General features: G+C 59.4%; 6 protein-coding genes. 4 read left to right on the top strand and 2 right to left on the bottom strand.

Annotated features, from left to right (window positions below; translation table 11 throughout):
- Positions 1-311 precede the first annotated feature (311 nt).
- Genes HQL76_18135 through HQL76_18120 form a run of 4 tightly spaced genes read left to right on the top strand, consistent with a single transcriptional unit; the run spans position 312 to position 2,206 of the window.
- Positions 312-623: a type II toxin-antitoxin system RelE/ParE family toxin gene (locus HQL76_18135; GenBank protein MBF0111089.1), complete on the top strand. Its 312-nt coding sequence runs from the start codon at positions 312-314 to the stop codon at positions 621-623.
- Entirely contained in the window at positions 613-1,065 is a 453-nt protein-coding gene (locus HQL76_18130) for a hypothetical protein (GenBank protein ID MBF0111088.1), read from the top strand. The genes HQL76_18135 and HQL76_18130 overlap by 11 nt, the downstream gene beginning before the upstream one ends.
- Positions 1,058-2,017, top strand: coding sequence for a tyrosine-type recombinase/integrase (locus HQL76_18125; GenBank protein MBF0111087.1), 960 nt, complete (start codon positions 1,058-1,060; stop codon positions 2,015-2,017). Before HQL76_18130 ends, HQL76_18125 begins: the two co-directional genes overlap by 8 nt.
- 9 nt (positions 2,018-2,026) lie before the next feature.
- Complete coding sequence (locus tag HQL76_18120; protein MBF0111086.1) at positions 2,027-2,206, top strand: hypothetical protein; 180 nt, start codon at positions 2,027-2,029, stop codon at positions 2,204-2,206.
- Here HQL76_18120 and HQL76_18115 read toward each other — a convergent pair whose 3' ends face one another.
- Positions 2,207-2,623 carry a hypothetical protein gene (locus HQL76_18115; GenBank protein ID MBF0111085.1) on the bottom strand — a complete coding sequence of 139 codons (417 nt, stop codon included), beginning with the start codon at positions 2,621-2,623 and terminating at the stop codon, positions 2,207-2,209. It abuts the gene before it with no gap.
- A 74-nt stretch (positions 2,624-2,697) separates the two neighbouring features.
- Positions 2,698-2,904, bottom strand: coding sequence for a hypothetical protein (locus HQL76_18110; protein ID MBF0111084.1), 207 nt, complete (start codon positions 2,902-2,904; stop codon positions 2,698-2,700).
- Between the last annotated feature and the right edge of the window lie 65 nt (positions 2,905-2,969).

Raw genomic sequence — 2,969 nt, 5'->3', positions numbered from 1 at the left:
GCCGAGGGCCAGAGGGGTTTGCAGGCAGGGGGTGCAGAAAACGTTGTCGAGGACCAGGAGGATGCCGTGTTGGCGCGGCAGGTGCGGCGCGGCCGGGTGCGCCGCCTGTCGGCGGCTTGGCTGCCGAGGTTCCGCCGCAGCTGCGCTGCGGCTACACCCCGTCAGCTCCATTTTTTTCGATTGTTTACATTGCATCGTGTGAGTTTTCAATTGATTTTTTTGTATTTTTTTGAGTTTGTTCTTGTGTTTCCATTGGGTTTGTGGTACAAGTAATCATCATCGGCGGTTCAATTGTCCACGGACTGTGTTCCATGCCTCTTCAAATTTCCATTTATGCGCAACGTGATCTGGTCGGTATTCGTCGTTATATCGCCCAAGATCAACCGAAGAACGCGGATGCTTGGATCATCCGCTTGCTGGAAACTTGCAAACGCTTGGAGTTGTTTCCCGATCTTGGACAACCGGTGGCCTTTATCGCCCGTCTCGTATTCTGCTTTCCCGTCGGTCGGTATCTGGTGATCTATCGTAAAAGGGATGACGGACGCGGGGTTGTCATCTTGCGTGTGTTGCATTCGGCCCAAAACATTCAACGCATCTTCGAGGGTCCGTTCGATGAAAGCTGAAATCAAAAATCAGGATGCTATCTGGTCCATTCGTGGCGTGTCGCTGGATACTCGCCGCACCATGGCATCCCGTGCCCGTGCAAAAGGGGTCACGGTGCCCGCCTATCTGGAATTCCTGATGAGCCTGGATCCAGGCCAGAGCCAGAGTCAGGCTGTTGAGGTGACGGATCAGTGGCAATCGATCGCGAATCGGCTGGCCGCCTTGGAACAGGCGGTGCAGCAGGCCGGCGGTCTTGGTGTCGCGTCTGCGGCCGCAACGCCGTCCGTCGATCTGTATGCGGTCGTCTCGGCGCGTATCCGGCAAATCACTGGTCGGGTGCATTGGCCGCAAAGAGCCGAAATCCTGAATGCCGAAGGGTTGATCCGGCTCGATCTGCCGTGGACGGGTCACAGCCTGCGCGCCTGGATGGATCGCATGAGACGGGATTTTCCCAATGGCTGAATCGTGCGTGGTGCAATCTGGTGGTGGCGGTGCGGTTGCGTTACCAGCGCCGTGGCAATCCTGGTGGGAGCGTGCGCGCCTCGCCTATGCTCCGGAATCTGTCCGAGCCCTGGAAGGGGATCTCAAGGCGTGGACGGTCTGGTGCCAAGCGGCGGGGGTCGATCCGTGGCCCATCACGGCAGATGCTATGCTGGGGTGGCTGGATGGGTACGTGGGGGCGGTGGCGTCTCTGCGTCGTCGCATCGCCTCGCTGCGCATCATCGCACGCGCCTCCGGGAATACGGATCCAACCAAAGAGGAAAAGGTGAGATTGGCCGCGAAGGCGGCTTTTCGTCGTCTGGCTGCCCCACAGAATCAAGCACTCGCATGGACGTGGGGGAATACCCGAGCTGAAACCGGCGAAGAACTACGAGGGCGCGAATCCCCGTTGGTGCGGATCCGCGATCAGGCCATGATCCGCGTGGCCTATGACACCCTGGCCCGCTCTTCCGAACTCCGTGCCTTGCAGGTCGAGGAGCTGTCCGAGCAGCCGGACGGAACCGGGATTGTGCTGCTGCGGAAAACCAAGACCGATCAGGAGCGGCGCGGGTCGTGGCGATTTTTGTCTGCGGATACCATGCGCGCCGTGAAGACGTGGATGAAAATGGCGGGGGTCAAAACCTGGCTATTCTGCGGCATCGATCAGGGGGTGTATCCGGTCACTGAAAAACCACTCTCGACGATGGGCGCATGGCGCGTCTATCAGCGGATGGGCGCGCGGATCGGCGGGGAGTACTCGCCGCACTCCACCCGCGTGGGTGCCGCTTGTGACATGGTGGCGGGGGGGATAGAATTACCAGCAATCATGCAAGCCGGTGGATGGCGCAGCCCAGAAATGGTGGCGCGCTACTCCGCACGTCTGGCCACAGCCAACGGCGCGGCGGCCACCTTGGCCAAAATTCAAAACCGATAAGAGGGCTCCATGTCCAACCACAATCATCCCTATCTCACCACCCCAGACGGGTCCGTAATCTTGCCTGCCTGGATGGTCGCAGCCATCCAAGAAAGTCTCGATGCCCCCATTGTTGATTTCAACCCGGATCTCTTCTTGGCCGAATGCCGCGCGGAATTTCCCCGCACGCACCAGGGCGAGGCGGCTTGATCATCCAGGTTTGGGAGGCGTGAAATCGCCTCCCAGTATGGTTCCATCCTGAAGCGCTTGCAGCAGCGCAGTGATTTTCTCGTCCGGTCCCCATCTTTGGCTAGCCATGTGCCTGACCCACAACCGCGCCACGGTCGCTTGGCGACGGTCACGGGAGGCCAACAGAATCTCGTGACCGCGCAACACCTGACCAATCAGATTGCCCGCCAACCGCGCATCCCCCTCACGCAGGGCCCGTTCTGACAGCTCACGCAACCGCGTGATGTCCCGTTGCAACGCCTCCTCGATCACGCCAAGACCCTGCAACGCCGTGCCATCAATCGGAGCCTCCACCGGCTCCATGAAATGCTGATCCAGATGACGACGCACCGCGTCACGGCCTACGTGGTACCGCTCGGCGATCTCCACCAGCGGCACGCCTGCGGTGTAGTCCCGCTCCAGCTCTCGGCGGCGTTTCAGGCGGCAGATCGTGCAGGCGCGGCCCATCGGACTTACGTGTCGATGCGTTTGTATTTCCGGAATCCGGAGATCTGGGATACCAACTTAAGCCCAAACTCTCCAGCCATCACTCCATCCATGAATCGCGTACCATCCTCATTTTCGACAAGAGCCCAAGCCGAAAGCCATTCCATTTCCATCATCGGATTACCTGTACTCGGACTTGGAATCTCGAACCACACCTTCCACATTTCCGCCATAGAGATCCTCCCAGAGAATCTTCCCGATGCCTGGAAGAATGAAAGCGCAACCGCGCTGACAATCG

Source organism: Magnetococcales bacterium (assembly GCA_015228815.1).
Classification (GTDB): domain Bacteria; phylum Pseudomonadota; class Magnetococcia; order Magnetococcales; family UBA8363; genus UBA8363.
Note: the sequence above shows the minus strand (reverse complement) of the source record. Positions and strands in the feature narration are given on the sequence as shown.